Raw genomic sequence first — 22,684 nt, 5'->3', positions numbered from 1 at the left:
GACAGGTGTTGCGCACGAAAGCCAGCGAACTCACGCCGCCGCTTTCCATCTACGCGGTGATGTTGCTCATCAGTGCCGTCGTCGCCACCGCCGGGCTGCTGGCCGATTCGCCTGCCGTCGTGATCGGCGCGATGGTCATTGCCCCGCTGCTCGGGCCCGCACTCGCCGCCAACGTCGGGATCGTCACCGGCGACGATCGGCTCAAACGGACCGGCTTCACCTACCAGGTCGTCGGCGTGACGACGGTCGTCGTCGCCTCGATCGGGTTGGCCACGCTCGCGCGACTGGCCGGCCTCGAGCCCGCGGGGGTCGACATCGTCGTCGCCACGGAACTCGAGGAGCGGGTCGCCCCTAACCTCTTTTCGCTGGCGGTCGCTCTCGGTGCGGGGATCGCCGGGATCCTGAGTCTCACGCGGGGGTTTTCCGAGGCTATCGTCGGCGTCATGATCGCCGCGGCGCTGATCCCGCCGTCGGCCGCGGTCGGGATCACGGTCGCGTGGGGGATGTCCGGCGCGGCGATCGGCGCGGCGGCCCTCGTCATCGTGAACCTCCTGTCTATCAACCTCGCCGCGCTGGCGACGCTGTGGATCGCCGGCTACCGTCCGCAGGGACTGTTCGAGGTGTCGCCGACCCGGACGCCGACCTACACCTACGCGGCGATCTTCGGCATCGGCCTGCTCGCCCTCGCCGCGCCGCTGGCCGGCGTCACGCTGCTCGACTTCCAGACGACCGAACTCGAGTCTTCGGCCGAGGACGAGGTCAACGCGGTGCTCGCGGAGCCCCAGTACGACGGCCTCGAGAGCGAGGAGGTCGCGGTCGAACTCGACGGGGACTATCCGATCCAGTCGGTCGAACGGGTCGTCGTCACCGTCGCCGGACGAGAGCCCGGTCCGGAGCCGGGGCTTGCAGACCGGCTCTACGAGGAGATCAGCGCCCACAGCGACGAGCCACTGATCGTGGCGGTCCAGTACGTCGTCGCCGAGGAGCGGGGGAGCAACGCCGACGCCGAGACTGCTGTCGAACGCGTCGCGCCCCAGTCCGATCGACCGGGCGACTCGAGCGGATAGCCGTCGATCGGCCGACGACGGATGCAGCGACGGCAGCGTGCTCGATCGGACGAACATCTAGTATCCTCTACTTATTTGTCCTCCTCGTGAGAGGATCGAAATATGTCCCTCCGAGCCCCGCGTCTCCGTTCTGCCGCCCTCACAGCGCTCCTGTTTCTCGCGGCCGGTCCGGCACCGGCGATCGCTCAGCGCGCCCCCGACGGCGTCAGGACCGGTGCCGAGACAGCGGCCCGGTATCCGTGGTACATCGATGCGATCGTCCCCGCCGCGGTCACGCTGGTCATCGGCGGGCTCCTGATCGTCGTCTCGCCGGCTGGAACCCGACGGCGAACCGACCGCGCGCTCGAGTCGCCCGGTGTGGCGTTCGTCTACGGACTGGTGAGCCTGATCGGCGTCATCGGTGCGTCGGTCCTGCTGTCGATCACGGTCATCGGGCTCGTCCTCGCGATTCCGTTGCTCCTCGGCTACGTCATCGTCCTGATCGTCGCCGGCGAACTCGGCTACCTCGCGGTCGGTCGGCTTGCGGCCGACGCGTGGCCGGCCGCCTTGGCCGTCGCGGTCGTCGTCGCCGCGCTGGTCGGACTCGTTCCCATTCTCGGCTCACTGGTCGGGTTCGTGATCGGAATGATCGGAATGGGGACGGTCGTGATCGAACTCGTGGACTGACACAGCTTACGGCCGCGAGAGCAGCGCCTTGAGGTGCTCGAGCGAGACCAGCGACGTCGGTCGGTCCATGTGAACGCCGATCTCGCCCGACAGCGCACCCAGTCCGATCCGCTGGACGGGTTCGGGCAGCGAGTAGGCCCGCCGGATCCAGCGGCCCAGTTCCTGTTCGCGCTCGAGATCGTCGCGCCACGCGCGCTCGTAGGCCGCGAGCGTGGTCGGCCGATCGGGGTCGATCTCGCGGGCGGCGTGGTCGGCGCTGGTCATGCCGTAGAGGATCCCCCCGCCGGTAAACGGCTTGGTCTGGGCGGCCGCGTCGCCGATGAGAAAGGCCCGGCGGGTCGTCACGCGGTCCGGCGGCCCGATCGGAATGACCCCGGAACAGCGGTGGGAAACGTCGATTTCGTAGCCATCGATCAGTTCCTCGAAGTGTTTGTTCACCTGTACGCCCGGCGGCGCTGCGAGGCCGTACTCGACGCCGGCCTCGCCGCGGGGGATGCGCCACGCGAAGAACGTCGGCGGCGTGAGGTGGACGTCGACGAAGTCCTCGTGGTCGTCCTCCTCGGAGAAGGCGAGCACCCCGTGGAGCAACTCCTCGGGCTGGGGAAGCTCGAGTTCGTCCCGAACCCGCGATCGCGGGCCGTCACAGCCGGCGAGCATCTTCGCCTCGAACTCGACGGTGCCGTCGGGGCCGCTGGCGACGACCGCGACGCGGTCCCGGCGTTCGGTGACCTCGGTGACGGTGTGTTCCTCGCGGACATCCGCACCCGCCTCGCGTGCGAGGTCGGCGAGATGGCGATCCAGACCCACGCGGTCGATGACGTTCGACGCGACCTCGCGCTTGTAGAAGGGATAGGCCTCGCTGTTTGGGCCACCCACGTGGAACCGCGCGCCGTAGACCTCGTTCTGGAACAGTTCCTTGCGAGCGCCCTCGCCCGTGAATTCCCAGATATCCGTACTCACGTGGCCCGAACAGGCGAGCGGCTCGCCGACCGTGCCCTTCTCGAGGGCGAGCACGTCGTAGCCTTCTTCGGCGGCACGGCGGGCAAAACGCGCACCCGGCGGTCCGACGCCGACGACGACGAAATCGTACATACCCGGCACGTTCACGCCGGACAGTAAATAGGTTCTCGAGACGGAGTGGGAGATGGCGGCGACCCATAGCGACGGGATCGGCACGCTCGCACACACCGTCGTCGAGTGAGCGGTCGCCAAGAGTGCCGAGTCGCTAGCTCCGAGGGGCCGCCTGCTCGAGCCTGTATGCAGCGCTCGCGGTGACGAGAAAGCCGATTGCACCGATATAGCCGACGAAGGCGACGACACTGAGGTCGTAGATGCCGACACCGAACACGCTCCCGCCGAAGAGACCGACCGCGTACCCGATCGAGTCCTCCGTGTCCTCGAACGAGAGTCCCTCGAGCGAGAGCAGGGCCGGATCCCGGGCGACGAAATACGACCAGCCGGTATACAGCGCGCTCACACTGATGACGACGACCCACGCTGATTGTCCCAGCGCCGCGACTGCTGTGCCGATACTCACGCCGACGGTGACCGCGATCGGGAGGGCACGGTTCATGACACTGTAACCGACAGAGAAAGTGATAAACTCCGTGACTCGATTCCGGTATCCGGGACTCGGATCCGCGTGAGACTCTCGAGGAACGATCTCGAAGTCCACCCGGAGACGAACAGAACGGCTTACTCCTCGTCGCTCGAGCCCTCGAGCAGTTCCCAGAACCGCTCGGTATCGCCCTCGAAGCGCTCGAGGAGCGCGCGCATCTCGGTCCGGTGGTCGTCGGCGACTTTCACGTGGACCATCCCCTCGTCGGGTTGGCCGTAGACCACGCTCGCGCCCTCGGGCGCGGCGACGATGGCCGGGAGCGCGACCAGGTCCTCCTCGCCGTCGACCAGAATCGTCGTGGGTTCGTCGGCCGCGAGGGCGCGTTGGAGCGCCCGAACGACCGGTGCCGAGAGCTCCGCGGGGGGATTTCGGACTTCGATGCTCGCACCCGACGTAACCACCTCGCGGATCTCCTCGTCGACCGCGCTGCGTTTCGTGCGGCCGTCGACCAGTGCGACGTCGGGTTGGTGGCCCGCCTCGAGCAGGTGGTAGGTGACGACGTCGCCGACGGCGATGAGAGGGCCGTCGACGGCCTCGAGAAGCCGCTCGGCATCGGTTTCGATGGGACCCATCGGCTCTTTGAGTTCGTGGCGGAGGTCGTCGGGTAAAACCAGTAGCTGCTCGTCGTCGGCGGACGCCGCGTCGCGGTCGTCGTCGCGGGTCACGCGTGTCAGCGGACCTTCAGGGCGTACGCGCCCGGTTCGGTGATCTGCATCTCCGTCGCGATCTGACTCTCTTCGGGGTGGGCGATGATGACGTAGCCCGCCCAGTCCTCGGTCAGCGACGAGGAGTTGCAGGCGTCACAGGTCTCGTTGTCGGGTTCGTTGACCCGGTGACACTCGCGACAGACGAGCCGATCCGATGCCATGGTTATTCACCTGCGGTCGCTTCGCGTTTCTCGCGCTCTTCCTCGAGCCAGCCGTGTTTGCCGAGGCCGGGCTGTTTCGCGGTGAGCCCGATCTTCGAGTCACGCGGGTTGCGTTCGTCGATGCTCTTGGTGACGATGCGAGTCCGGACGGCGTCGTCGACGCCGAGCGAGCGGGCGGACTCGTTCGAGGCGAGTCGCTGGTTCTCGCCGTCGAAGGCGAGGTACTCGTCGCTGATCTGGGAGACGTGGAGCAGACCGTCGACGGGACCGATGCCGACGAAGGCACCGAATTCGACGACTTCGACGACGGTGCCGTCGACGACTTCCTGCATCTCCGGATCGAACGTCACCGCGTCGAACTCGGCCTCGTAGTAGACCCCCGGCCGGTTCGGCAACACCGTCCCCTCGCCGATATCGTGGACGTCGGTGACGGAGACGACGCTGCCGACCTCCTCGTCCATCCGCCCCTCGAGTTTGTCCTGGAGCAGTCGTTTGACTCGATCCGGCGAGACATCGCCGAGCTCTTCCGGTGGCACTTCTACCGTATCCTTCAATCTGACCCGTTTGTACATCTATGGTTGAGTGATCGCTAACTTGTTTCTCCCGCGTAATGCAATTACCGGTCTGCTCGCTTCGAGCACCCGGTCGCCCAACGGACGGTCGTTGGTCACGACGTAGTCGACCGCGCCCTCGCGGGCGAGTTCGACCAATGCGTCGTCCGCGTACGATGCCTCCGTGTCGACGACGAGACAGCGTTCGGTCGCCAGATCGTGGCCGACGGTCGCGGCCGTCCCCTCCGTACCGCCTTTCTCCGATAACCGCCGGAGTTCCTCGAGGACGGCCTGTGGAATCGTCGGCTCGTACTCTGCAAGGAGCCGATCGAGTTCCTCGAACAGCCGCACGTCGAGTTCGACCGGCATCATGAGCGCGCTCGTATCGAGGGCGACCCGCGTCCGCGTGCTCATCGCCTCAGTCCGTAAGCGTTCCCAGGCCGATCAGCCGCCAGCGCGCGCCGATGCGGCGGTTGATCGCGATTTTCGTTCCCGGATCGGCGGCGACGGGTCGCTTGAGGCGGACCTCGCACTCGCCGCTTCGGGCGCTGGTGACCGAGCCGACGGTCGTCGCCGTGCCGACGGTCATCATCAGCGGTTCGCCCGTGCTGATCTCGTCGACCGTCTCGCCCTCTTCCGCGCCGACGACCCGCTCGAGCAGGTCGACGTCCATGGTGAACTCGTTCCACGTCGGCGGAAGTGTCCCCGGCGGGCCGGCCATTCGACCGGCCAGCGCGTCGCCCTTGGTGAGCGAGGGGTCGAGCCCGGTTCCGACGCCGAGCAGGCCGCCCGGCGTGACGGCGTCGACGGTCTCGCCGCCGGCCTGCAGCGAGCGGATGCTCGTCTGGATCGGGACGTACTCGGTCTTCCCGCCCTCCTCGACCTCGCGGCCGGGGCGGATCTCGATATCGTCGCCGACCTCGAGTTCGCCCTGGACGAGGCTGCCGCCGAGGACGCCGCCGGCGAGGTCCTTGGCGGTCGTCCCGGGCTTGTTGATGTCGAAACTGCGGGCGACGTGCATTCGGGGATCCGCGTCGGGATCTCGGTCCGGCGTCGGGATCTCTTCCTCGATGGCCTGAATCAGCAGGTCGAGGTTGACCTCCTGGCCCGCGGAGACGGGGACGATCGGGGCGTCTTCCGCGACCGTGCCGGAGACGAACTCCTTGATCTGCTCGTGGTTGTCCCGGGCGGTCTCGGGGTCGACGAGGTCGACCTTGTTCTGGGCGATGACGATGTTGTCGATGCCGATGATGTCGAGCGCCATCAGGTGCTCTTCGGTCTGGGGCTGTGGAACGGGTTCGTTGGCGCTGACCACCAACACGGCCCCGTCCATCAGCGACGCGCCCGAGAGCATCGTCGCCATCAGGGTCTCGTGACCCGGGGCGTCGACGAACGACACGGTCCGGAGCGGCTCGCTCGGCGAGCCGTCCGCACACTCCTCCTCGACGGTGTAACATTCGGGTTCGTCCAGTCCCTCGCAGTGGCGGAACGTCGCGTCCGCGTAGCCGAGTCTGATGGAGATCCCGCGTTTCATCTCCTCTGAGTGCTGGTCCGTCCACGAGCCGCTGAGGGCTTGCACCAGCGTCGTCTTGCCGTGGTCTACGTGACCGACGAGCCCGATGTTCACCTCCGGTTGTCGATTTCCTACCATAAGACGATGAGTAATCTTGGGTAGTGATTCCGCTGTGCGACTGATAAAGGTTGCGAGCTATCCCTTCGCCCGGCGACGAAGTGACAGAGAGGTTCCCACGCACAGTCGGTCGCGAGCCACCGAACCCGGCGACTTATCTCGAGTCCGCCCCTGACTGAACCCGTGTCGGAGTTCGCGTTCGAACTCGAGTTGTGCGCCCGCCTCGAGGAGCGCCGCGACGGGATCGTCGCCCGCCAACTCGGCGGCGGCGTCGCCGATCCCGGCGGGCGGATTCTCGACGCGGTCTGTATCGAGCCCGGTCCGGAATTCGACGACCGCGTCGCGATCACGAGCGAGACGATCCCCGACGCCGCGATCGAGTCGGCCGTCGGCACCGGACAGGCCCGCTACTGGAAGAACGCCTTCGACTGCCACCCCGAGCGCGCCCGCAGCGCCATGGAGCGAGCCCTCGAGATCGGGTTCTTCGAGCGCGACCACAGCGCCGACGCGACCGACAGCCGCGAGTACGTCCGGCAGGTCGCCCGCTACCCGGACTGGTACGACCGCATCGTCGGGATCGAGAACAAACCCGACCTCGGGCGGCCGGGCGACCTCGAGGCCCAGTTGCGAACCGACGCGAGCCTCGCGCTGGTCGACGAGGTCGTGCTCGCGACCGAGAGTTACGTCACGCGCGCACACCTGAATCGGATCCCCGAGGAAGTCGGCGTCTGGCGAGTGCACCGCGACGGCGACGGGTCGGCGGCCGACACGGGGCCGACCGGCGCGCTCGAGATTGAAGTGGTCCGGGAGCCGACGCTGCTGTCCGTCGACGAGCGCGGCATCGAACTCCTCGAGTCCCATCCCGGCCGCACTGAGATCGCCACCGTTGCCGCCGACGCGAAGGCGCGAGCGCGCCGACGGCTGGCCGAGCGGGCTTACGGCAAGGGCTGGCGAACGTACGCGTTTCCGGACTGTGGGGCCTGCCGCCCCGAGAATGCGAGCGGCGCGACGCTGCCCTACTGCGAGTGGAAGGGCCGGGTCGTCGACGCGGGCTCGGAGTGTGGCTCCTCGTGTCCGGGGTACGAGGCCGATTCGGAGGCCGAGCCCGCGGTCGATCTCGAGGCCGAACGCGATCGCCGGACCGCGTGGGAGGCCGATCCCGACGGCAAGCGGCGACGGCAGTCGGGACTCGATCGGTTCGGTTGATCGCGCTTCGGCCGCAACCGGTCGGGAGGCGGCCGCGATTCGGGTCCGGGCTACCCCCGTTCAGAGTTCGTAGACTTCGCCGTCGACCGCGAGCGGTTCCGCGAAGGCCTCCTCGACGGGGTAGAAGTGGGCGAGGTGGACCAGCCGTGTTCGATCGGCGTCTAGTTGCTCTGCCATCGCGAGGGCACCCTCTCGAGTCATGTGCTTCGTGCCGAACGTCCGCGGGGTGCCCTCGGCGTCCTCGTGGCGGCCGCCGATAGGGTGGTGTTCACAGAGGCTCGCGGGGACGATAGCATCGGCGAGCAGGAGGTCAGCGCCGGCGAGGACATCGCGGGACCCGGCGGGAACGTCGTAGCTCGTGTCACCGGTTATCGATAGCTTCGCACCCGTTACCGGGTCCTCGATGGCGAGGCCGTAACAGACCAGCGGCGGGTGATCGACCGGGACCAGCGTCACGTCGAGCCCGCAGATGCGGACCGTCTCGAGGGGTGTCGTCGGCACCACGGTCAGGGGCTCGAGGTAGTGGTAGTCGTCCCGGACCGTCTCGGCGACGCTCTTTCCGGTCTCGGGGTCGGTCTCGTCGGCCGCGTAGACCTCGAGGGAGTCGAGCACGCGGAAGACGTTGCCCAACCCATCGAGGTGATCGAAGTGGATGTGGCTGATGACGGCGGCGTCGGGCAGCGGCACCTCGTCGCGGAGGAACTGGTAGCGAAAGTCGGGGCTGAAATCGATCAGCAGCGACTCGTCGGTCCGCTCGTTTTCGACGTGGACCGAGAACCGCGTGCGCTCGACGTCGCGCTCGCGGGCGGCCTCGCAGGTGTCACAGTCACAGCCGACGGTCGGCGTCCCGGTCGTGTCGCCCGTTCCAAGCAGGGTTACCCGCATCGAGCGGTGACACCTCCAGTTTGTGCGCGCGATCGATCGGCCGTCGAGCCGGCGCGGTCGGCGCGGTCGCCCCAATCAGTGCGTTCGATCCGGCGTCGCCTACACATACGAGGTCCCTTCCTCGAGCGCCGTCCGGATGAACGGGTGGTCCGTCTGCGATTCGAACCGGTCGACCGGCAGGATATGAACCGAGAAGACGACGCCGTGCTCGAGCCCGACGGTCTCGCCGAGCGCCTCGAGTTCGCGTTCGATATCCTCGGTCGCGTCCTCGAGGACCAGCAGTACCTCCACCGACGTGTGGACGCCGCGGTCGTCGCCCCGGACGGCGTCCCCGAAGACGACGAGCCGGCGAATCGAGTCGCCGTGGGCCGCCTGCGCCCGGTCGGCGAACGCGTCCGCGGCGGACCCCTCTGGCGCGCTATCGCTCATAGCGAGTCGTTGGCAGCCGTCACATAAAGGGTATTCCCCGCGGGACGACCGGACCCCGCGCCGTCACGGGCCATTCCCCCGCTGTCGTGGTCGTGTTCGTAACGCAGGTTCCAGCCGTCGTCAGTCACCGGCCGCGGATCGCCCTGTACCCCAGGTACAGGGCAGTCGCCGCCAGGCCGGCGACGACCGCGGGCGAGACCCGGCGCTGGCGGAGCCGCGTGTAGAGACTCGACTCGGCGACGTGGCCCTCGTAGCCGCCGCGTTCCTCGAGGTCGCCGGTCGGGTCCTCGAGTCCGTCCGATTCCGTCGGCGGCTCCGCCTTCCGCTGTTGGTCGACGAACACCGTCTCCATGAGCGTGTCCATCGCGCTCGAGAGGGTCCGCCCCATCGCGACCATGTTCTTCCCGCCGCCGCCGACGGTCACCTCCCGCTGGGGGTCCTCGGTGGCGTCGAGGATCGTCCGCGCGACGGTCTCCGGCGCGTAGACGGGAGCCGGCAGCGAGGCTTCCGTCTCCATGTAGTTCTTCGCGTGCTCCGCGAACGGCGTATCGGTCGCGCTCGGTTTGACAAGCGTCACGGAGACGGGCGCATCGTCTCGCTCGAGTTCCATGCGCAACGAATCGGTAAAGCCCTTGACCGCCTGCTTGGACGCCGAGTAGCTGCCCTGCAGGATGATCGCGCGATCGGAGACGATGCTCCCGATATTGATGATCGCACCGCCGTCGTTCCCGTTCAGGTGCTCGGCGGCCTCGAGCGAGCCGTACACCACCCCCCAGACGTTGGTCTCGAACTGCTCGCGCATGTCCTCGACCGGAACCTCGGTCAGTTTGCCGTAGATGGAGACGCCCGCGCCGTTGACCCACGTATCGAAGCCGCCGTCGGTTTCCGTGGCCGTGTCGGCGATCTCGCGGACGTCGTCCCGATCGCTCACGTCGGCGACGACGTACTCGGCGTCGCCGCCGTCGGCGCGGATCTCCTCGACCGCCTCCCGCAACGCGTCCTCGCTGCGGGCCGCAAGAATTACTCGCGCCCCGCGGTCGGCGGCCAGCCGCGCCGTCGTCAGGCCGATCCCCGACGACGCGCCAGTGATCACGATCGTCTGCTCCTCGAGCGGGTTCAGCTCCGGATCGGGACTCATAGCGGTCGGGCTACCGCCTCGAGACGGTGCTACCTGCTGCCTGTATTGGCATGGCAACCGGCCGGTCGTCGGGTCGAGAGAGTCGATCGCTCGAGGCCGTGGTTCTAGTTGCGCAAAAAGACCGACAGAGCTGTCCTGACCCCCACTCCGACTCGGTCGTCAGTGATCGTGGTCGTGGTCGTGATCGTGCGAGTGGTCGCTCGGCTCGCCGCCGTCGCTGGCCGCGTCGCCGAGGTCGCCGCCCGCGACGAGCGCGTCGTGGTCGCCGCCCATCATGTCCATGTTCTTCAGCGTGTCCCGCTCCTCGAACTCCTCGACGGCGTTCATGAGGTCTTCCTGTGTCAGCGTCGTCCGGTCCTCGGTCAGCGCTTCGAGGACCGCTTCGCGGAGCACCATCCGGAGGTCGCTGCCGGTCAGGCCCTCGGTGACCTCGGCGATGAGTTGCGGATCGAACTCGTCGATGTCCATGGTGCGGGTGATGAGACCGAGGATGTCGGCCCGCATGCCGCGGTCAGGCTTGGGGAAGTTGATGATCTCGTCGAAGCGCCGCCACGCGGCGTCGTCGAGTTGATCGGGGTGGTTGGTCGCGCCGATGAGCAAGACGTCGTCCTCGATGAGCGAGATGTTGTCGATGCTCTTGAGGAGGGTGTTGACGGCGCGTTTGAGCGCGGCGTGTTCGTCGCTCCGCCGCGTCTTCGCGACGAAGTCGAACTCGTCGATAAAGAGGATACACGGCGAGAGCCGCTTTGCGACCTCGAAGGTCTTGTCGACGTTTTTGGCCGTCTCGCCGAGGTACTGGCTCGTAATCATCGAGAGTTTGACCTCGACGAAGGGCAGGTCCATGTCCTGGGCCAGCGCCTGTGCCGTAGAGGTCTTCCCGGTGCCCGGCGGCCCGACGAATAGCAGTTTCCCGATCTCGCGCAGACCGATGTTCGCGAGGTAATCCCGGTGTTCGATCGCCTTCGAGATCTTGTTGAGTTCGTTTTGCTGGTCCTCGGTGAGCACGAGATCGTCCAGCGACATGTCGACTTCTTCGGGTGCACGAACCTCGACGAGGTCGAGCATCTCCTCGTCGTCTTCCTCGTCGAAGTACTCGTTGAGGAGGCCGTCGATCCAGACGCGATCGGCCTGAATCGGCCGGTTTCGCTCGCGGGCTTCCTCGTGGGTGACTGCGAAGTCGTAGTCGTCGTGATTCTCGAAGTGTTTCGCGAGCGTCGGGTTCTCGAGCAGGCGGTCGTCGTCGACGCGCTCGGCGAACCACTCCTCGGCCATCCCCTGCTGGGCGAGGGTGATCGTGCCCGAGAACTCATCGCGTTCGGTGAACATGAGTTCGGAGACGGCCTCCCACGGGCGGTCGACGCCGGTCGCCTCGCGGGCGGTCGTCGTCGTCACCGACAGCGGGCGACTGATGCCAGCGGGTTTGCGACCGCTCCCGCCGCCGTCCCCGTCGCCGCTCCCGTCCTCGTCGTCGACGCCGCCGGTCCAGTAGACCCGGCGGAACGACGGCGGGAGATCGTTCTCGTCTAACGTCCGGTCGTCCGAATACACGCTCGTCGTGAGCAGAAATTCCACGACATCGAGCGCCGCGTCACTCATTCCGTGAACGTACTCGCTACACGTTCTTAACAGCGTCGTCCCGCGCAACGTATGTGACCGCGTTCCATCCCGAGCGGTCCCGCGGTGGCGGTTCAGCGACGGAAACCGGCACAACCGTTTTCGTGTATCGGCTCACAGTCACCAGTATGAACGTGTTGCTGGGTCTGGGCGGCAGCGACGAGTCGGTGAAGACGCTCCGACGGACCATCGATCGGACGCGCGAGGTCGGTGACGACCTGACGATCGCCGTCCTGGACAAGCCCGAGTCGAAACGCTCGCAAGACGAAATGTATCAGCAAGCCCTCGACGCCCTCGATGAGGGCGACATCACCGATGTAGCGGTCGAGAAACTCGAGGGGGACCCCGGAAGCGCGCTCGTCAATTATGCCGAGCAGGGCGAGTACGACCAGTTGGTCATCGGCGGCGGCACGCTGAGCCCGATGGGGAAGATTCAGCTCGGCCCGATCACCGAGTTCGTCCTGTTGAACGCGCCGACGACGGTCAAACTGGTGCGATAACGATGTCCGGATCGCGTCAGTATCCGGACGAGCCGTCCGGGCCGTTCCCCTCGCCGCCGACGACGGTCGAGGACCGAGAGGGGCGATCGATCGAGATTCGGGCACCCGAGGCGTTCGCCGACGAGGCGCTCGCGGACGTCGTCGAGATGTACACCGAGTTCGACCCGACCGATCGCGCACAGGGGATTCCCCCGACCGGCGAGGAGCGCATCCGCAACTGGCTCGAGACGATCGGTGAGGACAGCGTCAACGTCGTCGCCCGCCACGACGGCGACGCGATCGCCCACGCGATGCTCGTCCCCGATACCGACGATCCGTCGGCGATCGAGCACAGGAGAGACATCGAGTGGGAGCTGGCGATTTTCGTCCTGCAGGCCTACCAGCGGGCCGGCATCGGGACGACGCTGCTCAAGAACCTCCTCGGCCGCGCCAGCGATGTCGGCATCGAGCGCGTGTGGCTGACCGTCGAGCGCTGGAACAACCCGGCGATCGCGCTCTACGAACGGGTCGGGTTCGAATCGACCGGCACCGAGAGCTTCGAACAGGAGATGGCGATTTTGCTCGCGGGCGATGGCGGCGACGGGAACGGCGAGAGCGACCGCTGAAACCCGCCCGGTAGTTTCAGGCGATCAGACCGACAGCACCGGCTGGCTCGCATAGGAGAGGACGTACTCGGCGGCCTTCTCGAGGACCTCCGCCTCGGCTCGAGTCACGGGCTCCCGGGGGAGGACGATGAAGTCGGCGTCGATATCGTCGGCTGTGTCGAGGACGACGTTCCCGGGGTGGAGCGTCTTCCGCGTCTGCGAGAAGCCGTCGTCGACCGCGGTCGAGAGCGACACGCCGGCGTCGTCGGCGATGGTGCTGATGTCGTCGAAAAAGCCCTGCGTGTTCTCCGCGACGTCGGTCTCGTCGACCGTTCCGGCGTCTAATCCCCGGACGACGCCGCGACCGAGGACGAACAACGCGTGGACGGCGGCGTCGTAGCGGTCGGCGACGGCGACGGCGTACTCGACGGCGGTAGCGGACTCGTCGCTCCCGTCGACCGGTGCGAGAACTGTGTCGACGGTAAACGGCTCGCTGGCGTCCATACGCGGCAGTGGGTGGCCCGTCACAAAAAAGCCACCCCACGGCCCCCGCGCTCGGTCGTCGCCGGACCCCCACAGAACGGGGACGTTTAAGCGGGTCCGAGCGCAACTCCTACCCATGTTCGATACGGTCGTGGTCGCCACCGACGGGTCCGACAGCGTGAAACGGGCCGTCGACATCGCACTCGATCTCGCCGACCGATTCGACGCCGAGGTCCACGCGCTCTCGGTCGTCGACGCCAGCGAGGTCGACGCCTCGCCCGAGCAGCTTCGGGCGGAACTCCGCACCGCCCTCGAGACGACGGCCGACGCCGCACTCGCCACCGTCGAGGAGCGGGCAGAGCGAGACGTGACGACCGCCACCCGTGAGGGCCGGCCCGCCGTCGAAATCTGCGAGTACGCCCGCGAGATCGACGCCGACGTGATCGCGACGGGGACCCGCGGTCGCCACGGCGAGAACCGCCTGCTGCTGGGCAGCGTCGCCGAGCGGATCGTCCGCACCTCACCCGTGCCCGTCCTGACGGTCCGGCAACTCGAGCCGGCGGGCGACGGTGACGGCGAAGAAGGCGACGAGATCGCTTCGAACGCCTGACCGAGGACGTTCGGCCGCGTCGTCTCGCGATACCGGCGATTACTTCCCCGCGGGTCACCCAATACGTCCCATGTACGACGAACTTATCCAGAGCGGCGATCTGTCGCTCGCCCGGAAGTCGGTACTGCCGGGAACCGGATTCTTCCTGCCAGATGCGCTCGAGGACGATCTCGAAGACCAGCAGACCGAGGCCGCACTCGAGGGGGCCGAGGTCGCAGTCATCGCGGACCCGGACGCCGACGGCCTGGCTTGTGTGGCGTTACTGCGAGAGGCCTACGACGACGTGCAGAATATTCCGGAGCCCGATGCGGACGAGGATGGGAACGGAAACGATACGGACCAGCCGGAACCGGTCGCCGACGCGACCGATGACGCCGACGAGGAAAACGCCGTCGTCGCGGCCGGAGACACCGACGAGCCGCTCGAGGAGCCGGAGCCGACGCCCCACAACGTCGCGCTCGTTCCCGCGAGCCCCCACGACGTGGAAGACGCGCTGGCTCGCGTCGCCGAGTACGGCGACGAGGGGATCGACATCTTCGTCTGTGACCTCGCGCCGGACCGATACGAGTACGTCGAGGACGAACTCGCGGCCGCGCTCGAGACCGCGGACTCGATCGCGTGGTACGATCACCACCAGTGGGGCGACGACGTAGCGCAGGCGGTCCGCGAGACCGGCGTCGACCTCGTGATCGGCGACTCCGACGAGGAGTGTTCCGCCGACGTAGTTTATCGCTCGCTCGAGTACGAGTTCGATCCGATGTACGAGGAACTCGCGGCGGTCACGCGGGATCACGACCTCTGGCTGCGCGAGGACCCCCGCAGCGACGATCTAGCGGACTACGCTTACTGGACCGATCCCGCGGAGTACGTCGAGGTCGTCCGCGAGTACGGCGTCGACCTCCCCGAGTGGGTCACGGACTACATCGCCGAACGCCGCGTCGAGAAGGAGGCGCTCATCGAGCAGGCGGTCGGCCGGGCGGAACTCCGCGAGATCGGCGGCTACACGGTCGGGATCACCTACGGGCGCTGTTCGCAAAACGAGGTCGCGGAAGCCATGCGCGAGCAGGGCGCTGACGCCTCGGTGATCGTCAAGCCCGCCGGCTCGGCCTCCATCCGCGGCACCGACGAATTCGAGCTGTGCCACGAGGTCGCGGGGAAGGTAAACGGCGGCGGCCACCCCAAGGCCGCGGGCTGTAAACCCGACATCTACGACGACATGCTCGACTACGCCAACCACTGGACGACCCGCGGGGCCGTGACGAAACGGGTCATCCTCGACGCGTTCCGCGATGTCGTCGACGAGGCAGCCGAAGAAGGAGCGGCGCAAGCGGACGACGCGGACGCAAGCGACGACTGACCGCCTCGCTTTGTCATCGTTGTTAGACGATCGACGAGGAAGTGCTCTGTATCACTTCGGACTGGTCAACCGATGTGCGGTGGCGCGCGCTGGACCGCGGCGAACGACTGTGAGCCGCGGTCCGAAGCCGTGCGAGGTCGTCGCGAGTGGAACGAGCGACTGCATGGAAGACGCAGCGCGTCTTCCAGTGGACGAGCGTGGGAACGGAGTGACTGAGCGAGTCGGTTGGGGAGGGCGCGGCCATTCCCCGTTGCCACGATAGCAGCGCACGCATCCCATCAGATATCTCAGAATATAACCTCCTTCAGAAATCCACCGACAGTCAGTCGGCTGACGAATCACTGCCGAGACGCGAAGTACCGCATGACGAGCTGCAAGACGTGGACGAAGACGCCGGCGACGGCGATGTAGACGCCGATCGTCTGGAGCGCAACCGACTCGGTCCGCTGGTCGCGCACCTTCCAGATCTCCCAGCCCAGTCGGAGCAGAAAGCCGAGGAAGACGAGGACGAACCCGAGGAGCAACACCGGCGAGTAGAACGTTCCGACCGCGATGGCGACGAGACCGCCGATGAACGCGTAGTTGGCGTAAGACCCCCAGTGTTCGAACGTCGTCGACCGAGCGTAGACGTAGGCCGCGATGACGGCGGTCACCACGGCGACCACGACCGCGGTGACGGCGAGAATCGTCAACTGAGATTCGCGGGGCGCGAACCGGAGCACCCCGGCCCCGAAGATTCCGAAGGCCAACTGCAGGATCACCATCCCGACGAACGCGATGCCCGTATCGCCGCCCTCGATGCCCCGTTCGGCGACCAACTGACCTGCCATGATCGCCGCGCCGTAGGCGATCGCGCCGATGATCGGGAACTGAAACAGGTAGTCGTTGACGCTCGAGAGCGGCGTGCTCACGAGGCCGTACATCACCAGCACGTTGATCGCCATCAGGACGCTCGCACCGCCGATGACGCGCCCGTCGCGACTCGAGAGACCGACCCCGTGGCCGGTCTCGGTCGGGGTTTCGGTCGAACTCATTGGGCCACAGTAGACCGCTGAGCCGCAAAAGACTGCGGCTTACTCGGCCACGGTCCAGCGATCCGAGAACGCCGTGCCGCACGTACACTGGGCGTACGCGTGGATAACGTCTCCGTCGGCGTAGATGCCGCCGACCTCCTCGTTCTGTGCCTCGGCGAACGCGAAGACGAACTGGATGTCGTGGCTCTCGTCGTCGTCCGCCTCTGGACACTGGCCGCCCGTCAGATCGTCGTCGATCGCGCCCTCGTTGCTCATCGCGGACTTCGCGAACTCCATCGCGCCGGTGCCGGTCGCCGCCTGAAAGGCATTCCGTCCCCGCTCGCCGTCGACGACGATCAGCGTCCCGTCGTCGACCCGGTCGCCGAACTGCTCGAGTCGCTCGTCCGAGACGTAGGCATCGGCCAGAAACAGCGCGACGTCCTCGAGGCGGTCGCCCGCCAGAAACTCCGCACGTGGGTTGCTCATGACGGCGGATTCGCGCTCGAGGTGGAAAAAGGGAGTTATTCGAAGCTGCTCGCTCGAGCGCCGACCGAACGGCGTACACGCCGTGACTTCTCTGTCTTGTGCGCTCTCTGTCCGCGTAGGCGATCGACTCAGACCTCGAGATCGGACGCGGCCAGCATGACCTGCAGTGCCTCGCTGGGCGACATGTCGTCGTCGAGCTGGCCGGCGTACCACGTCAGGAGGTCGACGAACACCTCGCGGACATCGTGTGATGTCGCGCGGTGGTGTGCGACCGCCCCATCGGTCTTCAGCGTGATGTCGACCCCGTGTGGTTCGGCCGCGTCGGCGAGGGCCGTCTCCGGCGCCGTGTGTGCGTGTTCCGACTCGAGGTGCGTGGGACTCGAGTCGGGGTCAGTGATCGTCGTGGCGTCGGTGGACGGCTCCTTGTCGGCAGCGTCCGCCCGGACGAGATAGCGGTTCTCACTCAGTTTGGCGACGTTGTCGTCCTCTAACTGCAGTTCGTCGGGGGCGAGAACGCCGTCTTCCTGTGGTGAATCGGGGGACATGTCACGTGATCGTGTGCGAGTGGTGGTTAGACCTCGACAACGTCTTTATCACCGAAGGTCGACGGCACGCTGATACCGTAGGTGAACTGCGCACCAGACTGGTCGGTCAATGCCACTGTCGCACTGTCGCCACCCTCGAGACCTTCACCGGAAAGTGAAGTCGCGAGATCGCTGGCTGTTCCTGCTTCGTCGGACCCGGCTTCGATCGCACCAACGTAGAGCGTAATTGTGACACGATCTTCGGTGTTGATGAGCTCGTCGTCGGCGTTATCACCAGCGACAGCGTTCGTCGCAAACGATGTCGAGTTCGAATCGGCATCAACGAGAGCAGTATCATCTGTCCCATCATTGTCCGCGTCGTCAGCGATATATGCTATATTTGCATCACTTCCGCCATGAATCAGCGTTCGATCAGTATCATCACTTGTGTACTGGATTGTCATCGACGAGAGGTCGATCGACTCCGACCCTGCTGACTTCATTACCGTCAGGTTCACTACATCTACAATTTCAGCATCGCCGTGATCGATAGATGTATCAGATTCCGTATTGACACCGGGAACAGTGGTCCCTTGCGTCGCTCGGACCTCGCCGACCCCGTGGACGACCTCGATCTGGTTCGCCACAGCTTCCTGTGTTTCGGATCCCGTATCGGAGGCCTGTGTCTGGAGGACCCCCGCCGTATTGATTAGGACACCAGCGGCGATTGCTGCGACCAGAACCATCGCGATGAATACGATAAGCGTCCCGATCCCGACCTGCCCGCGGTCGTCGGTGTCGTATGCTGTTAGTGCTTCGAACATGAGTTAGACCTCCACGACGCTTTTGTCGCCGAAGGTCGACGGCACGCTGATCCCGTAGGTGAACTGNGTATGCTGTTAGTGCTTCGAACATGAGTTAGACCTCCACGACGCTTTTGTCGCCGAAGGTCGACGGCACGCTGATCCCGTAGGTGAACTGCGCACCCGACTGATCGGTCAGCGATACCGTCGCGCTGTCACCGCCCTTGAGACCCACGTTATCGTATTCGCCACCCCCGAATGTATCGGAGCCAGCTTCGATCGCACTGATATAGAGCGTAATCGTTACGCGGTCTTCGGTGCTGATGAGTTCATTATCATCGTTCTCGCCAGCGACGGCAGTTGTACCGAACGTGTCTGAGGTAGCGTCGCCGTCGAGTTCACCAGTGGTGCCGGTGTCGGCGATGAGTCCGTTTCCAGTAGCAGCATGGGTAAGTGTCCGGTCAGTACTATCGCTGGTATATTGAACCGTCATTGACGAAAGATCGATTGAGTCCGATCCCGCTGACTTCATGACGGTGAGATTGACGACATCAACGAGATCCTCGCTGTGTGTCGGGTTTGAACCGTCTAGATCTTCGACTGAGGAAATTTCACCAACTCCGTGAACGACTTCGATCTGGTTCGCCACGGCTTCCTGTGTTTCGGATCCTGTATCGGAGGCCTGTGTCTGGAGGACCCCCGCGGTATTGATCAGGACACCAGCGGCAATTGCTGCGACTAGAACCATCGCGATGAACACGATGAGCGTCCCGATCCCGACTTGCCCGCGGTCGTCAGTGTCGTATGCTGTTAGTGCTTCGAACATGAGTTAGACCTCCACGACGCTTTTGTCGCCGAAGGTCGACGGCACGCTGATCCCGTAGGTNGTATGCTGTTAGTGCTTCGAACATGAGTTAGACCTCCACGACGCTTTTGTCGCCGAAGGTCGACGGCACGCTGATCCCGTAGGTGAACTGCGCACCCGACTGGTCAGTTAGTGCGATCGTCGCACTGTCGCCACCTTCGAGACCCTGGTCAGAGAGGTCACTGTTCGTACCGCTTCCAGCAGTCGCCGTATCGTCGTCGGCAACGTCGGAGCCGGCTTCAAGCGCAGCTGTGTTAAGCGTGATTGTCACGCGATCTTCAGTGTCGATGAGCTCATCATCGGCGTTCTCGCCCGCAACAGCTGTCGTCACGAACGTTGTCGAATTCGATCCAGTTAACAACAGTTGGCCAGTGTCCTCCGTAGCGAATGGATCTGTCGCGCCGTTATGTGTGAGTGTCTGATCAGTGCTGTCACTGGTGTATTGGATAGTCATCGACGAGAGATCGATCGAGTTCGAACCTGCCGACTTCATCACCGTCAGGTTCACTACGTCGACGACTTCATCAGAGTGTACCGTCTCACCAACACCGTCCATAACATTGATTTCGCCAACGCCATGGACAACTTCGATCTGGTTTGCAACCGCCTCTTGGGTCTCGGAACCGGTGTCAGATGCTTGAGTTTGTAAGACGCCAGCAGTATTAATCAGTACGCCGGCTGCAATCGCTGCGACCAGGACCATCGCGATGAACACGATAAGCGTCCCGATCCCGACCTGCCCGCGGTCGTCATCGTTCGTTAGCGCTTCAAACATAGGTTAGACCTCCACGACGCTTTTGTCACCGAAGGTCGAGGGGACACTGATACCGTAAGTGAACTGTGCACCCGATTGATCAGTCAGTGATACCGTCGCGCTGTCGCCACCCTCAAGGCCCACGTTATCGTACTCACCACCGCCGAATGTATCGGATCCTGCTTCGATCGCACTGATATAGAGCGTGATCGTCACGCGGTCTTCAGTGCTGATGAGTTCGTCATCAGCGTTCTCACCAGCGACAGCGGTCGTACCGAACGTATCTGAGGTAGCGTCGCCGTCAAGTACACCAGTGCCACCGGTGTCGGCGATGAGGCCGTTTCCAGTAGCAGCGTGAGTGAGTGTCTTGTCAGTGCTGTCACTGGTATATTGAACTGTCATCGACGAAAGATCGATCGAGTCCGATCCTGCTGACTTCATGACGGTGAGATTGACGACGTCAACAATATCTTCGCTATGTGTCGGGTTTGTACCATCTAGGTCTTCGACAGAGGATATTTCGCCGACGCCGTGAACGACTTCGATCTGGTTCGCGACGGCTTCCTGTGTTTCGGATCCCGTATCGGAGGCCTGTGTTTGGAGGACCCCCGCGGTATTGATTAGGACACCAGCGGCAATTGCTGCGACTAGAACCATCGCAATGAATACGATGAGCGTCCCGATTCCGACCTGTCCACGATTGTCTCTATCTAATATTGTTTCGAACATAGGTTAGACCTCCACGACGCTTTTGTCACCGAAGGTCGAGGGGACGCTGATCCCATAGGTGAACTGTGCACCCGACTGGTCAGTCAATGCGACCGTCGCACTGTCTCCACCCTCAAGTCCTTCGTTAGAATAGGTCGTGTACTCATCGGTACCAGCCTCAATAGCTGTGACAAATAGCGTGATCGTTACACGGTCTTCAGTATCGATGAGTTCCGAATCACCGTTACTGCCTGCCACAGCGTTGGTCCCGAACGTCGCCGATGTCGCGTCGCCGTCGAGTTGGCCGTCTTCGGCGCTGTCGGCAAACAGACCGTTTCCAGAAGCACGATGGGTCAACGTCTTGTCAACGCTGTCACTCGTGTATTGAACCGTCATCGACGAGAGGTCAATCGACTCCGACCCGGCCGACTTCATGACCGTGAGGTTAACGACGTCAACGAACTCGGTTCCGTCGGCGTATTGGATCGATTGTGGGGTAGTGCTGTCGAGTTCCGTTTCATTGAGAGATTCGATCTCACCGACAGCGTGAATGACCTCGATCTGGTTCGCCACGGCCTCTTGCGTCTCAGATCCGGTATCGGATGCCTGCGTCTGCAACACTCCGGCAGTGTTGATCAGTACCCCTGCTGCGATCGCCGCGACCAGGACCATCGCGATAAACACGATGAGCGTCCCGATCCCGACCTGCCCGCGGTCGTCGGTGTCGTAGTCTGTTATTGCTTCGAACATAGTGTGTACACCCTGTATGCCGTCCTCGTCGCCGCCGCGTCGTCGCGACACGTGACGCCCGCACCCGGGCGAGCGTCGCCCGCCGGCTCGACGGGCCGAACCCGTCGCTCCCGCCGTGGGCGTGGCGACGGAACACGACCCGTGTCCCGTCGAAGACCGGCGCGTGACGAGGTCGTTGGCATTACAGATTCTGGGGATGTACCCCGACCGAGGCAAGGACTAGCCGGAGTATCAAGCTCAGTATCACTTCAGTCGGCGTATCGAAACTCGACTCACGACTCGAAACGCGGGGCGAACTCGAGCGGACATCTATACGAACACCGCATCTACGGGTGAATAGTATGACCGCATCGTCCGACGAGGATCGCCGCCGAGGGCGCTCGAGCGCGGCGAGCCGTCGAAGTACGCGCTCGCGAGGGGTGTAGATGGAGTTCGGACTCGATTCCATTCGGAACTTCATCGAAGACTTCCTCAGCGATAGCGGCGGCCGGCGCGGGCGCGAGCGCGAGCAACAGCGCCAGCAGGGAGACGATCCGTTCGATGAGACGGCGGCCGACGGACAGACCGGGTCGTCGACAGATGGCGCGGACGGTGACGAAGGCGTCGAGTCCGAGTCCAATTCGGGCGGCAGCGATGGCGGTGGCGGCGGTGGACTGTTCGGCCGCGGCTCCTCGTCGGCCGATGAAGAGGAACTCGACGACCTCTACTACCGGCTCGACGAGCTCGAGGAGCAACTCGAGGACAAGAGTTCGGAGCTGGGAACGGTCCAGGACTCCCAGCAGCAGGTCGCGGATCGCGTCGAGGAGATGAACGACACGGTCCGCCAGCTGCTCGGGGTTTACGACATGCTGACCGACGATGTGAACCCGTTTACGGGAGCCGGCGAGGAACGGAACGGGTTCGGCGTCTTCGGCGAAGACGAGTCGCCACCTGAGGAGCCGACGCGGAGCGGCGTCGGCGTCGCGGACGGCGGCACGCAGAGCGCGGACGAGACGGTGTCATTCGACGATCTCAAAGGCGTCATCGAGGACGCGGCACAGTCCGACCGCTCGGACGGTGACGGTAGTGGCGAAACGATCACGTTCGACGAGGGCGGCGACGGCGATGCGAACGCCGACGACACCACCGTCGAAGTACAGGCCACCGAGAGCGTCGACGGGCCGGACGACGACACAGATGCGGACGACGAGAACGCCGAAGACGGCTCCGACGTCACCCTCGAGACGCTCGCGGACACGTACGCGACGGACATTATCGTTCTCGAGTGGCTGACCGACCTGGTCCGGACGGCCGGGCCGGCCGCGACGCTGCGTGCGATTTCGTACTACAGCGAGATCGGCTGGATCGACGAGGAGGTCAGAGACCACCTCGAGGCGATGCTCAGCGGCCCGGATCTCGACATTCACGTCGATCCGGGGTCGACGCCGGAGGAACTGACCGCCGAGGATCACGCCGACAGCTACACGTACATCATGAAGCTCCAGGAGATCCACGAGACCAAACGGGAGATCGAACCGGACGCCGAGACGGGGACGTAGCCGTGACTCTGTCTCTTATACACATCTCTGAGCGGGC

28 protein-coding genes are annotated in these 22,684 nt (G+C 64.9%); 8 read left to right on the top strand and 20 right to left on the bottom strand.

What is annotated here, in order from left to right; all coding sequences use genetic code 11:
- Together C489_RS07760 and C489_RS07755 are read left to right on the top strand one after the other, a co-directional pair.
- On the top strand, positions 1-1,067 hold a 1,067-nt coding region (locus C489_RS07760), incomplete at its 5' end, for a TIGR00341 family protein (RefSeq protein ID WP_006430656.1).
- Between the two features lie 102 nt (positions 1,068-1,169).
- Positions 1,170-1,733, top strand: coding sequence for a hypothetical protein (locus C489_RS07755; RefSeq protein WP_006430655.1), 564 nt, complete (start codon positions 1,170-1,172; stop codon positions 1,731-1,733).
- Between the two features lie 6 nt (positions 1,734-1,739).
- Here the strand turns inward: C489_RS07755 and C489_RS07750 are convergent, their stop codons facing one another.
- The 7 genes from C489_RS07750 to C489_RS07720 form a co-directional block, all read right to left on the bottom strand.
- A complete protein-coding gene (locus C489_RS07750; protein WP_006430654.1) occupies positions 1,740-2,825 on the bottom strand; it encodes a geranylgeranyl reductase family protein in 1,086 nt (361 codons plus the stop codon).
- A gap of 133 nt (positions 2,826-2,958) precedes the next feature.
- Positions 2,959-3,306 (bottom strand): hypothetical protein, encoded by a 348-nt coding sequence (locus C489_RS07745; protein WP_239642041.1) that lies wholly within the window; start codon positions 3,304-3,306, stop codon positions 2,959-2,961.
- A 122-nt stretch (positions 3,307-3,428) separates the two neighbouring features.
- Positions 3,429-4,016: a GTP-dependent dephospho-CoA kinase family protein gene (locus C489_RS07740; RefSeq protein WP_006430652.1), complete on the bottom strand. Its 588-nt coding sequence runs from the start codon at positions 4,014-4,016 to the stop codon at positions 3,429-3,431.
- Between the two features lie 5 nt (positions 4,017-4,021).
- Complete coding sequence (gene spt4, locus C489_RS07735) at positions 4,022-4,219, bottom strand: transcription elongation factor subunit Spt4 (protein WP_006185929.1); 198 nt, start codon at positions 4,217-4,219, stop codon at positions 4,022-4,024.
- Positions 4,220-4,221: 2 nt separating this feature from the next.
- Complete coding sequence (locus C489_RS07730; RefSeq protein ID WP_006430651.1) at positions 4,222-4,791, bottom strand: DNA-directed RNA polymerase; 570 nt, start codon at positions 4,789-4,791, stop codon at positions 4,222-4,224.
- Complete coding sequence (locus tag C489_RS07725; RefSeq protein WP_006430650.1) at positions 4,792-5,184, bottom strand: PIN domain-containing protein; 393 nt, start codon at positions 5,182-5,184, stop codon at positions 4,792-4,794.
- Positions 5,185-5,188: 4 nt separating this feature from the next.
- On the bottom strand, positions 5,189-6,421 hold the full coding sequence (locus C489_RS07720; RefSeq protein WP_006430649.1) for a translation initiation factor IF-2 subunit gamma: 1,233 nt from the start codon (positions 6,419-6,421) through the stop codon (positions 5,189-5,191).
- A 162-nt stretch (positions 6,422-6,583) separates the two neighbouring features.
- Here C489_RS07720 and C489_RS07715 point away from each other — a divergent pair, with 162 nt between their 5' ends.
- Positions 6,584-7,606, top strand: a complete 1,023-nt coding sequence (locus C489_RS07715) for a DUF5787 family protein (protein ID WP_006430648.1) — start codon at positions 6,584-6,586, stop codon at positions 7,604-7,606.
- Between the two features lie 60 nt (positions 7,607-7,666).
- On the opposite strand, the gene C489_RS07710 is transcribed toward C489_RS07715, so the two are convergent.
- The 4 genes from C489_RS07710 to C489_RS07695 all read right to left on the bottom strand — a co-directional run bounded on the left by C489_RS07710 (position 7,667) and on the right by C489_RS07695 (position 11,654).
- On the bottom strand, positions 7,667-8,491 hold the full coding sequence (locus tag C489_RS07710; RefSeq protein WP_006430647.1) for an MBL fold metallo-hydrolase: 825 nt from the start codon (positions 8,489-8,491) through the stop codon (positions 7,667-7,669).
- Positions 8,492-8,590: 99 nt separating this feature from the next.
- Positions 8,591-8,920 (bottom strand): hypothetical protein, encoded by a 330-nt coding sequence (locus C489_RS07705; protein WP_006430646.1) that lies wholly within the window; start codon positions 8,918-8,920, stop codon positions 8,591-8,593.
- A 124-nt stretch (positions 8,921-9,044) separates the two neighbouring features.
- Complete coding sequence (locus C489_RS07700; RefSeq protein ID WP_006430645.1) at positions 9,045-10,058, bottom strand: SDR family oxidoreductase; 1,014 nt, start codon at positions 10,056-10,058, stop codon at positions 9,045-9,047.
- Positions 10,059-10,217: 159 nt separating this feature from the next.
- Positions 10,218-11,654 carry an ATP-binding protein gene (locus tag C489_RS07695; protein ID WP_006430644.1) on the bottom strand — a complete coding sequence of 479 codons (1,437 nt, stop codon included), beginning with the start codon at positions 11,652-11,654 and terminating at the stop codon, positions 10,218-10,220.
- Between the two features lie 146 nt (positions 11,655-11,800).
- Between C489_RS07695 and C489_RS07690 the strand changes: the two genes are divergently transcribed.
- Together C489_RS07690 and C489_RS07685 are read left to right on the top strand one after the other, a co-directional pair.
- Entirely contained in the window at positions 11,801-12,172 is a 372-nt protein-coding gene (locus C489_RS07690; RefSeq protein ID WP_006430643.1) for a universal stress protein, read from the top strand.
- Between the two features lie 2 nt (positions 12,173-12,174).
- Positions 12,175-12,777 carry a GNAT family N-acetyltransferase gene (locus C489_RS07685; protein ID WP_006430642.1) on the top strand — a complete coding sequence of 201 codons (603 nt, stop codon included), beginning with the start codon at positions 12,175-12,177 and terminating at the stop codon, positions 12,775-12,777.
- Positions 12,778-12,801: 24 nt separating this feature from the next.
- Here C489_RS07685 and C489_RS07680 read toward each other — a convergent pair whose 3' ends face one another.
- Positions 12,802-13,260 carry a universal stress protein gene (locus tag C489_RS07680; RefSeq protein WP_006430641.1) on the bottom strand — a complete coding sequence of 153 codons (459 nt, stop codon included), beginning with the start codon at positions 13,258-13,260 and terminating at the stop codon, positions 12,802-12,804.
- A gap of 115 nt (positions 13,261-13,375) precedes the next feature.
- On the opposite strand from C489_RS07680, the gene C489_RS07675 reads away from it, so the two are divergent.
- Together C489_RS07675 and C489_RS07670 are read left to right on the top strand one after the other, a co-directional pair.
- Positions 13,376-13,849 carry a universal stress protein gene (locus tag C489_RS07675; RefSeq protein WP_006430640.1) on the top strand — a complete coding sequence of 158 codons (474 nt, stop codon included), beginning with the start codon at positions 13,376-13,378 and terminating at the stop codon, positions 13,847-13,849.
- 70 nt (positions 13,850-13,919) lie between these two features.
- Positions 13,920-15,206 carry a DHH family phosphoesterase gene (locus C489_RS07670; protein ID WP_006430639.1) on the top strand — a complete coding sequence of 429 codons (1,287 nt, stop codon included), beginning with the start codon at positions 13,920-13,922 and terminating at the stop codon, positions 15,204-15,206.
- Between the two features lie 338 nt (positions 15,207-15,544).
- Here C489_RS07670 and C489_RS07665 read toward each other — a convergent pair whose 3' ends face one another.
- From C489_RS07665 to C489_RS07630, 8 genes are all read right to left on the bottom strand, one after another.
- On the bottom strand, positions 15,545-16,240 hold the full coding sequence (locus C489_RS07665) for a hypothetical protein (protein WP_006430638.1): 696 nt from the start codon (positions 16,238-16,240) through the stop codon (positions 15,545-15,547).
- 39 nt (positions 16,241-16,279) lie between these two features.
- Complete coding sequence (locus C489_RS07660) at positions 16,280-16,705, bottom strand: DUF5807 family protein (RefSeq protein ID WP_006430637.1); 426 nt, start codon at positions 16,703-16,705, stop codon at positions 16,280-16,282.
- A gap of 128 nt (positions 16,706-16,833) precedes the next feature.
- Positions 16,834-17,250 (bottom strand): DUF7500 family protein, encoded by a 417-nt coding sequence (locus C489_RS07655; protein WP_006430636.1) that lies wholly within the window; start codon positions 17,248-17,250, stop codon positions 16,834-16,836.
- A gap of 26 nt (positions 17,251-17,276) precedes the next feature.
- Complete coding sequence (locus C489_RS07650) at positions 17,277-18,053, bottom strand: archaellin/type IV pilin N-terminal domain-containing protein (RefSeq protein ID WP_006430635.1); 777 nt, start codon at positions 18,051-18,053, stop codon at positions 17,277-17,279.
- Between the two features lie 94 nt (positions 18,054-18,147).
- Positions 18,148-18,858, bottom strand: a complete 711-nt coding sequence (locus tag C489_RS07645; RefSeq protein WP_006430634.1) for an archaellin/type IV pilin N-terminal domain-containing protein — start codon at positions 18,856-18,858, stop codon at positions 18,148-18,150.
- Positions 18,859-18,946: 88 nt separating this feature from the next.
- On the bottom strand, positions 18,947-19,672 hold the full coding sequence (locus tag C489_RS07640) for an archaellin/type IV pilin N-terminal domain-containing protein (RefSeq protein WP_006430633.1): 726 nt from the start codon (positions 19,670-19,672) through the stop codon (positions 18,947-18,949).
- A gap of 3 nt (positions 19,673-19,675) precedes the next feature.
- Positions 19,676-20,380, bottom strand: a complete 705-nt coding sequence (locus C489_RS07635; RefSeq protein ID WP_006430632.1) for an archaellin/type IV pilin N-terminal domain-containing protein — start codon at positions 20,378-20,380, stop codon at positions 19,676-19,678.
- 3 nt (positions 20,381-20,383) lie between these two features.
- Positions 20,384-21,109 (bottom strand): archaellin/type IV pilin N-terminal domain-containing protein, encoded by a 726-nt coding sequence (locus C489_RS07630; RefSeq protein WP_049890692.1) that lies wholly within the window; start codon positions 21,107-21,109, stop codon positions 20,384-20,386.
- A 425-nt stretch (positions 21,110-21,534) separates the two neighbouring features.
- Between C489_RS07630 and C489_RS07625 the strand changes: the two genes are divergently transcribed.
- Positions 21,535-22,647 carry a FlaD/FlaE family flagellar protein gene (locus C489_RS07625; protein WP_006430630.1) on the top strand — a complete coding sequence of 371 codons (1,113 nt, stop codon included), beginning with the start codon at positions 21,535-21,537 and terminating at the stop codon, positions 22,645-22,647.
- Positions 22,648-22,684: the final 37 nt, after the last annotated feature.

Origin of the sequence: Natrinema versiforme JCM 10478, from assembly GCF_000337195.1 — an archaeon.
In the GTDB taxonomy this organism is placed as follows: Archaea; Halobacteriota; Halobacteria; order Halobacteriales; family Natrialbaceae; genus Natrinema; species Natrinema versiforme.
Note: the sequence above shows the minus strand (reverse complement) of the source record. Positions and strands in the feature narration are given on the sequence as shown.

What these genes read in the sequence shown, in the direction of transcription:
- C489_RS07695 (WP_006430644.1), bottom strand. Translation starts at nt 11,654, where the DNA reads ATGAGTGACGCGGCGCTCGATGTCGTGGAATTTCTGCTCACGACGAGC.
- C489_RS07700 (WP_006430645.1), bottom strand. Translation starts at nt 10,058, where the DNA reads ATGAGTCCCGATCCGGAGCTGAACCCGCTCGAGGAGCAGACGATCGTG.
- C489_RS07660 (WP_006430637.1), bottom strand. Translation starts at nt 16,705, where the DNA reads ATGAGCAACCCACGTGCGGAGTTTCTGGCGGGCGACCGCCTCGAGGAC.
- C489_RS07685 (WP_006430642.1), top strand. Translation starts at nt 12,175, where the DNA reads ATGTCCGGATCGCGTCAGTATCCGGACGAGCCGTCCGGGCCGTTCCCC.
- C489_RS07675 (WP_006430640.1), top strand. Translation starts at nt 13,376, where the DNA reads ATGTTCGATACGGTCGTGGTCGCCACCGACGGGTCCGACAGCGTGAAA.
- C489_RS07725 (WP_006430650.1), bottom strand. Translation starts at nt 5,184, where the DNA reads ATGAGCACGCGGACGCGGGTCGCCCTCGATACGAGCGCGCTCATGATG.
- C489_RS07720 (WP_006430649.1), bottom strand. Translation starts at nt 6,421, where the DNA reads ATGGTAGGAAATCGACAACCGGAGGTGAACATCGGGCTCGTCGGTCAC.
- C489_RS07705 (WP_006430646.1), bottom strand. Translation starts at nt 8,920, where the DNA reads ATGAGCGATAGCGCGCCAGAGGGGTCCGCCGCGGACGCGTTCGCCGAC.
- C489_RS07670 (WP_006430639.1), top strand. Translation starts at nt 13,920, where the DNA reads ATGTACGACGAACTTATCCAGAGCGGCGATCTGTCGCTCGCCCGGAAG.
- C489_RS07645 (WP_006430634.1), bottom strand. Translation starts at nt 18,858, where the DNA reads ATGTTCGAAGCACTAACAGCATACGACACTGACGACCGCGGGCAAGTC.
- C489_RS07745 (WP_239642041.1), bottom strand. Translation starts at nt 3,306, where the DNA reads ATGAACCGTGCCCTCCCGATCGCGGTCACCGTCGGCGTGAGTATCGGC.
- C489_RS07650 (WP_006430635.1), bottom strand. Translation starts at nt 18,053, where the DNA reads ATGTTCGAAGCACTAACAGCATACGACACCGACGACCGCGGGCAGGTC.
- C489_RS07665 (WP_006430638.1), bottom strand. Translation starts at nt 16,240, where the DNA reads ATGAGTTCGACCGAAACCCCGACCGAGACCGGCCACGGGGTCGGTCTC.
- C489_RS07635 (WP_006430632.1), bottom strand. Translation starts at nt 20,380, where the DNA reads ATGTTCGAAACAATATTAGATAGAGACAATCGTGGACAGGTCGGAATC.
- spt4 (WP_006185929.1), bottom strand. Translation starts at nt 4,219, where the DNA reads ATGGCATCGGATCGGCTCGTCTGTCGCGAGTGTCACCGGGTCAACGAA.
- C489_RS07710 (WP_006430647.1), bottom strand. Translation starts at nt 8,491, where the DNA reads ATGCGGGTAACCCTGCTTGGAACGGGCGACACGACCGGGACGCCGACC.
- C489_RS07750 (WP_006430654.1), bottom strand. Translation starts at nt 2,825, where the DNA reads ATGTACGATTTCGTCGTCGTCGGCGTCGGACCGCCGGGTGCGCGTTTT.
- C489_RS07630 (WP_049890692.1), bottom strand. Translation starts at nt 21,109, where the DNA reads ATGTTCGAAGCAATAACAGACTACGACACCGACGACCGCGGGCAGGTC.
- C489_RS07755 (WP_006430655.1), top strand. Translation starts at nt 1,170, where the DNA reads ATGTCCCTCCGAGCCCCGCGTCTCCGTTCTGCCGCCCTCACAGCGCTC.
- C489_RS07730 (WP_006430651.1), bottom strand. Translation starts at nt 4,791, where the DNA reads ATGTACAAACGGGTCAGATTGAAGGATACGGTAGAAGTGCCACCGGAA.
- C489_RS07625 (WP_006430630.1), top strand. Translation starts at nt 21,535, where the DNA reads ATGGAGTTCGGACTCGATTCCATTCGGAACTTCATCGAAGACTTCCTC.
- C489_RS07680 (WP_006430641.1), bottom strand. Translation starts at nt 13,260, where the DNA reads ATGGACGCCAGCGAGCCGTTTACCGTCGACACAGTTCTCGCACCGGTC.
- C489_RS07690 (WP_006430643.1), top strand. Translation starts at nt 11,801, where the DNA reads ATGAACGTGTTGCTGGGTCTGGGCGGCAGCGACGAGTCGGTGAAGACG.
- C489_RS07640 (WP_006430633.1), bottom strand. Translation starts at nt 19,672, where the DNA reads ATGTTTGAAGCGCTAACGAACGATGACGACCGCGGGCAGGTCGGGATC.
- C489_RS07655 (WP_006430636.1), bottom strand. Translation starts at nt 17,250, where the DNA reads ATGTCCCCCGATTCACCACAGGAAGACGGCGTTCTCGCCCCCGACGAA.